Annotated in this window: 7 protein-coding genes and 1 pseudogene; 1 reads left to right on the top strand and 7 read right to left on the bottom strand. The window is 64.8% G+C overall.

The window, feature by feature from the left end:
* From SFU54_RS01135 to SFU54_RS01105, 7 genes and pseudogenes are all read right to left on the bottom strand, one after another.
* Positions 1 to 429, bottom strand: a pseudogene (locus SFU54_RS01135) (c-type cytochrome biogenesis protein CcsB); the annotation flags it as partial.
* A gap of 12 nt (positions 430 to 441) precedes the next feature.
* Positions 442 to 2,073 (bottom strand): cytochrome c biogenesis protein ResB, encoded by a 1,632-nt coding sequence (locus tag SFU54_RS01130; RefSeq protein WP_319014479.1) that lies wholly within the window; start codon positions 2,071 to 2,073, stop codon positions 442 to 444.
* Positions 2,051 to 2,815: a cytochrome c biogenesis CcdA family protein gene (locus SFU54_RS01125; protein WP_319014478.1), complete on the bottom strand. Its 765-nt coding sequence runs from the start codon at positions 2,813 to 2,815 to the stop codon at positions 2,051 to 2,053. The genes SFU54_RS01130 and SFU54_RS01125 overlap by 23 nt, the downstream gene beginning before the upstream one ends.
* Positions 2,812 to 3,420 carry a TlpA disulfide reductase family protein gene (locus SFU54_RS01120; protein ID WP_319014477.1) on the bottom strand — a complete coding sequence of 203 codons (609 nt, stop codon included), beginning with the start codon at positions 3,418 to 3,420 and terminating at the stop codon, positions 2,812 to 2,814. Before SFU54_RS01120 ends, SFU54_RS01125 begins: the two co-directional genes overlap by 4 nt.
* 2 nt (positions 3,421 to 3,422) lie before the next feature.
* The gene (locus SFU54_RS01115; RefSeq protein ID WP_319014476.1) at positions 3,423 to 4,055 is read right to left on the bottom strand and encodes a histidine phosphatase family protein; all 633 of its coding nucleotides are present in this window, start codon (positions 4,053 to 4,055) and stop codon (positions 3,423 to 3,425) included.
* Positions 4,056 to 4,196: 141 nt separating this feature from the next.
* The gene (locus SFU54_RS01110) at positions 4,197 to 4,547 is read right to left on the bottom strand and encodes an ArsR/SmtB family transcription factor (RefSeq protein WP_047566731.1); all 351 of its coding nucleotides are present in this window, start codon (positions 4,545 to 4,547) and stop codon (positions 4,197 to 4,199) included.
* A 16-nt stretch (positions 4,548 to 4,563) separates the two neighbouring features.
* On the bottom strand, positions 4,564 to 5,178 hold the full coding sequence (locus SFU54_RS01105) for a cadmium resistance transporter (protein WP_047566732.1): 615 nt from the start codon (positions 5,176 to 5,178) through the stop codon (positions 4,564 to 4,566).
* A gap of 270 nt (positions 5,179 to 5,448) precedes the next feature.
* Here SFU54_RS01105 and SFU54_RS01100 point away from each other — a divergent pair.
* Positions 5,449 to 6,226: amino acid--tRNA ligase-related protein (locus tag SFU54_RS01100; RefSeq protein ID WP_319014475.1), on the top strand; the 778-nt coding region annotated here is incomplete at its 3' end.

The raw sequence follows: 6,226 nt of genomic DNA, 5'->3' as shown, positions 1-6,226 counted from the left end.
CGTGATGTAAGCGCCGAGGAAGCGAAGGTCTTTCCAGACTTGTGCGATCAAGAAGACGCCCATGCCGATCGCGGTTGCGGTCAGGCCGAACTCGAACATGTTGACCCACGGAACACGACCCGCGGCGACCCCCCGCAACACAGTCGCGCCGACGTGCAGCACCCAGCCGAGGAGCGCGAGTGCGAACGCTACGCGCTGGAACCGGGTCGCGCCCGTCGGCGGGGCATCCGTCGTCGTTGTTGCCCGGACCGCGGTAGAAACGGTACCCGCCTGCTGCACCGACGCCTCTGATTCGGCAATCCTCGAGGCTGGCGCAGGCTGGTCCGCGCTGCGTTTCGCGAGATCGAAGGTAAAGAGAATAAACGCGAGGGTATACACGCCCATAGCCGAATACACGGCGACGAGCGAGAGGGCAGCGAAAGTTTCCATGAGGATCCTATTCTACGCGCGGGATGCTGGGAGCTGGGTCGACTGAGCTGCTCGTTCGCCGCTCACATCACGAAGCGTGGCCACGTGCGCGTCGGCGAGCTCGCCCACGGCTCGCTCGAGCCCGGGGTCGTCGCCGCGCGCGAGCCCCGCGTACTGCAGGCGCACGCCGCCCTCGGTGCTCTCGGCCACGATCCACAATCGGCGTCGCGGCACGAAGAGACTCGTGAGCAGGCCGACGAAGGCGAGCACCACCGAGATCAGCACTCCAGCTTGCGTCGGATCATGATGCACTTCGAGACTCACGAATCGGGGCAGGCTCGTGAACTCGACCGAGCCAAGGCCGTCGGGTAGCTCGACCGAGTCTCCCAATCTGAGGACCAGTGATTCGACCCCCGTGTCGCCGCCCGTGATCTGCGTCAGTTCTTCTGTACTGAGCGAGTAGACGCTCCGCGGTACCCCCTCGTTCAGCTTGAGGTCGCCTACGAAGGCGTTGAGAGTGAGCACCGGCTGGTCTGGCTGCGGAAAAATCGATGTCAGGGCGCCCGATTCCAGCGGAACGGCGGAGGGATAGAAGAACCCGATCATGCCAAGTTGTTCGTCGAGCCCGTCGGGTACCTTCACGACACCAAGGCTCGTGAGGTTCGAATCCTGTGGCAAGAACGGCACCGGTTGACTGAAGACCGCGATTCCCTCAGCATCATAGACCGTGATCCACGGCGCGAACCCGTTGCCCAGCAGGTACGTCGTCGTCCCGCCGATATCGATCGGCTCGTTCACCTTGATGTCTTCTGTGCGTTCGACGCCGTTCTCGACCACCGTCACTGATGCGGTGAAGTCCAGGGCGATCGGAAAGCCCGTGCTTCTATTGACGTCATAGGCGGGCACGAACTCATCAAGCCGAATCGAGAACGCATCGAGCTGGGTCTCATCAAAGTAGCGACCGGGGTTGAACGAGTCGTAGCTCGTGAGCTGGTTCGTGAAGCTCTGGCCTTCAACAATGACCCGCTGACCGTTGTAGCCGAAACCCCCAGCGACTCCGACGGTCAACAGAACCCCCAGGAGTGCGAAGTGGAACACGAGATTGCCGGTCTCGCGCAGGTATCCCCGCTCGGCGCTGATCGAATCGCCATACCGCGCGACACGGAAACCCTGTCGTCGCAGCACCCGTTCGCCGGCCTCAAGAGCCGCCGCGACCTCGCCTGCCGCGTGCCGCTCGGTGTACCCGACAAGCCGGTTCAAGCGCGCAGGGGTCGCGGGCGGCGCGGCCCGCAGCGCCCGCCAGTGGTGCTGGGTGCGCGGGATCACGCAACCGATGAGCGAGACGAACAGGAGCAAGTAGATGGCCGAGAACCAGACCGAGCTGTAGGTGTCGAAAACCTGCAGGGTGTCCAAGACAGCAAACAACTCGGGGTTGTTCCGCTCGTACTGCACGACGCCATTGGGATCGGCCGAGCGCTGCGGAACGAGCGAGCCCGGAATCGCGGCGACCGCGAGCAGCAGCAGGAGCACGAGGGCCGTGCGCATGCTCGTGAGCTGACGCCAGAAGAACCGCAGCCAACCGACGGCGTCGAGCTTCGGCTGCGCGATGCCGCGTGGCTCGGGAGCCTCGGTGTCGTAGTGATCAGAGGGGCGTAACGGTTCCACCGATCACCGCCCCGAGGCTCGAGACGAACTGCTGCCACAGCCCCGTCACCATGGCAAGGCCAATGGCGATAAGCAGCGCGCCGCCGATGATGTTGATGACGCGGATGTTCCGCTTAAGCCACGCTGTTGCGCCCGCCACCCAGCGGAACCCGAACGCGACGAGCAAAAACGGGATGCCGAGACCTAAGCAGTACATGAGCGCGATTATCGCCGCACGACCGATGTCGCCCTCGTTGATAACGAGCGCATTCACGGCGACGAGAGTGGGCCCGATACAAGGCGCCCACCCCAGCCCGAAGACAACGCCGAGCAACGGGGCCCCGCCGAGCCCGGTAGCAACCTGGATGCGCGGCGCGACCTTGCGTTGCAAGAACGACACCTGACCGATGAACACGAGCCCCATGAGGATCACGATGACGCCCGCGATGCGCGTGATGAGGTCGATCCACGGCAACAGCAGCAGGCCCGCCGTCGCGAAGACGATCGAGAGGCTCACGAAGACGATGCTGTACCCCAACACGAAAAGCACCACGCCCAGCAGCAGGCGGCCCCGCCGTTGCTCGAGCTCGTTGCTGCTCGTGACGCCACCGATATAGGCGAGGTAGCCGGGCACGAGCGGCAGCACGCACGGCGACGCGAAGGCAACAAACCCCGCGGCGAGCGCGATCGGCAGGGCCAAGAGCAGGTTGCCACTCAGCACGATCTCGCCGATCGGGTTGACGACTTCGACGAATCTGCTCACGGCGCCTCAGCGAGCGCGTCAGAGATCATTGAGCGCAGCACGCTCGGTTCGCTGATCAACCCGGAGATTCGTGCCGCGACGCGCCCCTGACGGTCAAGCACGAGAGTGTTCGGCACCGCGTTCGGAGCCACCTCTCCAGCAAAGGCGAGACGAACTGACCCGGAGTTGACGTCGAGGATCGATTGGTACGTCACACCAAATTCCTTCGCGAACGACACCGCGGTCGGTGCCTGATCGTAGATGTTCACGCCGAGGAAGGTAACGCCGTCAGGCTCGAATTGTTGTGCAAGCGCCTCGAGGTCCGGGGCCTCAAGGCGGCAGGGCGGGCACGCCGCGTACCAGAAGTTCACGACGAGCACCTCGCCGCGGTAGTCGTCGCTCGAGACCGTATCGCCGTTCTCGATGACCCCGCTAAATTCAATGGGCTCGCCGCGGTCTGCCTCAGCGATGACCGTGTAGGCGCCGTCCCCCGAGATATAGCCCTGCCCGGTGCCCGAGCGATACTGATCGGCAAGAGAGTCACTGGCGGTGCATCCGGACACCGCGACGGCAGTCGCGACCGTCACCGCAACCGCCATTCTCCGGGTTCCGTGTAGTGAAGGCATCTTCAGACTGCTCCTCGATCGGTGGACCTATTCATCAAGCCTGCGCTGCGTTCCTGATAGCCGGTCTCAGCGAAGCGGCCGTCGACCCACGCGAAGCTCGTGAGGCTCGAGAGCGAGCAGCGGCGGCGGCGGGGGTCGTGGTGCCGCGGCTCGCCGGCGAGCGCGCGGTGCACCATCCAGATGGGCAGCTGGTGGCTGACCATGACGACCTCGCCCGCGTCGACGGCCTCGCGCGCCTCGTGCATCGCGGCGAGCATCCGGGCCGCGATATCGACGAACGGCTCGCCCCAACTCGGCACCCGGGGGTTGCGCAGCAGGTGCCAGTTGCGCGGGTCGGCGATCGTGCGGCCGTTCATGCGCTTGCCCTCGAAGCGGTTGGTCGGCTCGATGAGGCGCTCGTCGGTGCGGATGTCGAGGCCGAAGGCTTCGGCCCACGGCGCCGCCGACTCCTGCGCGCGCTGCAGCGGGCTGGCATAGAGGGCGGTCACCGGATGCCCGGCCAGACCCGTGACCGCCGCGGCGGCCATGCGGTGCCCGAGGTCGCTGAGCCCGAACCCCTCGAGCCGCCCGTAGAGCACGTGCCCGGGGTTGTGCACCTCGCCGTGGCGCACGAGATGGACGAGGTCGGCGGGCACGACTCAAGTCTAAGAGAACGGAGAAGCCTGGGTCGCACCCCCGGCATGGCCAGCACCGCGCACCCGCCGGAGCCGAAGCGGCGGGAACGCTCGCCAGAACTGGCGGCCGGATAGTGTGCCGTGACACTGACAGGAGTGGCGTCAGCGAGACGCGGCGCCGTAGTTCTTGCAGAGGGTCACAGATTCGCCGGTGGCGTCGAGCAGCCGCTCAGCTGAACGGAGTAGGTCAAAGAGCTCAGGGTGGGTGAGCGAATACAGCGAGGAACGCCCCACCGGGCGCACTGCCACCAGTTCACATTCGCGGAGACAAGCAAGGTGCTGGGAGACGGTGGACTGAGCCAAGCCGAGTTGCTCGGTGATCTCGGCAACCCTCTTCTCTCCGCTCATAAGAATCTGTAGCACTCCGAGGCGAGCGGGATCGGCGAGGCTGTGAAACAGAGCGGCCGCCGGTTTGAGAACCGACCGAGCGGAATCGGACGTCGACACCGTCATGATTCGATCGCAAGGGTCAGCCGAGGACATCGATCAACCGAGGAACAACGCCCGACTCGACAAGGATGAAGAGGCCGAGCCCGATGAAGACCACGGGCACGAGCCAATGCTCTATTCGTTCGAGCGCCTCGGTCACTCTCCGGTTCGTGCCGATCGCCCGCCCGAGCGCGCACCATGCGGCCACGAGGACGAGGAACACCACGATCGTAATCGCCGTGTCTGTCGGCGAAAAGGTGCGGAACACCGGCGTGTAGAGCGAGATATTGTCCGCTCCATTCGCAATGGTGATCCCCGCGACACCGAGAAGCCCGACCGCCTTCAGCGCCGACTCTGCTTCGTCATCGTCATCGTCTTTGCTCTTGCGGAGCCCGCGAAAGAGCCCGATGACGCCGATAGCAAGTGGTATGACGCCGAGGAAGCCAACCCACTGATCCGGAACAACGGTGAGACCCAGCGCGGCGACCACGCTGATGGCGACCAAGGTACTGAAACCGAGGTACTGGCCCAGCACGATCTGCCAAGGTCGGGGTCCGCCCCGCGTCGAGGCCAGGAACAGGACCGTCAGCACCACGATGTCATCGATATTGGTCGCCGCGAACATGCCTGCAGCGACAACGATCGTTGAAATCACGCTGGCTCCTCTTCGTTCTGTAAACATTAAGTATCAGCGATGTTATCGTCCTTTAGCGATGATGAATACCTTGCAGAAGGTTTCAGGCTGTTGCCGAACCCTCGATGTGCGGCCTACAACGTCACTGATGTGAGCGTTGCCCCGACGAGCGGCAGGGAAGCCGTAGGGTCAGCCTCGCCGGACACGCCAAAGATGCCAGCGGGCGGATACGCGGACCTCTCACGAGAGAGCCCCGAGCCGCGCATCCGGGCGACGGTAGGCTCTTCTCTCGTGACTCGCACCCCCATCAAAAACCTCGCCCCCTTCCCCGACGGCTTCGTGACAGTGGCGGGGTGGGTCGAGACCGTCCGCGACCAGAAGAAGGTGCAGTTCGTCATCCTGCGCGACGAGTCGGGGGCTGTGCAGCTGGTCAACCCGGCGACGAGAGACCTCGAGGACGGCGCCTCGGCAGAAGAGCACGCCGCCGCTGCGCTCACCGAGACGATCGGCGGGCTCGCGCACGGCACGATGATCCGCGTCACGGGCGAGCTCAAGCACGACGAGCGCGTGAAGCTCGGCGGTATCGAAGTCAAGATCGCGACCCTCGAGGTGGTGAGCGAGGCGCTTCCCGAGACGCCCATCGCCGACGACTCGAGCCTCGACAAGCGTCTCGACTGGCGGTTCCTCGACCTGCGCCGGCCCGAGGCCTCCCTGATCTTCAAGATCCAGACCACCTTCGAGCACGCGCTGCGCAGCTGGTGGGTCGAGCGCGACTTCATCGAGATCCACACGCCCAAGCTCATGGCGAGCGCCTCCGAGAGCCGCGCCGAGCTCTTCGAGATGGAGTACTTCGAGACGAAGGCCTACCTCGCCCAGAGCCCCCAGTTCTTCAAGCAGATGGCGCAACCCGCCGGCTTCGGCAAGGTGTTCGAGATCGCGCCCGCCTTCCGCGCCGACCCCTCGTTCACCTCGCGCCACGCGACCGAGTTCACGTCGATCGACGCCGAGGTCAGCTGGATCGACTCGCATGAGGACGTCATGGCGATGCACGAGCAGCTCTTGGTGGCGG

Origin of the sequence: Microcella sp., from assembly GCF_033763155.1 — a bacterium.
Taxonomy (GTDB): domain Bacteria; phylum Actinomycetota; class Actinomycetes; order Actinomycetales; family Microbacteriaceae; genus Microcella.
Note: the sequence above shows the minus strand (reverse complement) of the source record. Positions and strands in the feature narration are given on the sequence as shown.

Bases quoted from the DNA above. Each gene is read 5' to 3' on its own strand.
- SFU54_RS01120 (WP_319014477.1), bottom strand. From the start codon at position 3,420: ATGCCTTCACTACACGGAACCCGGAGAATGGCGGTTGCGGTGACGGTC.
- SFU54_RS01110 (WP_047566731.1), bottom strand. From the start codon at position 4,547: ATGACGGTGTCGACGTCCGATTCCGCTCGGTCGGTTCTCAAACCGGCG.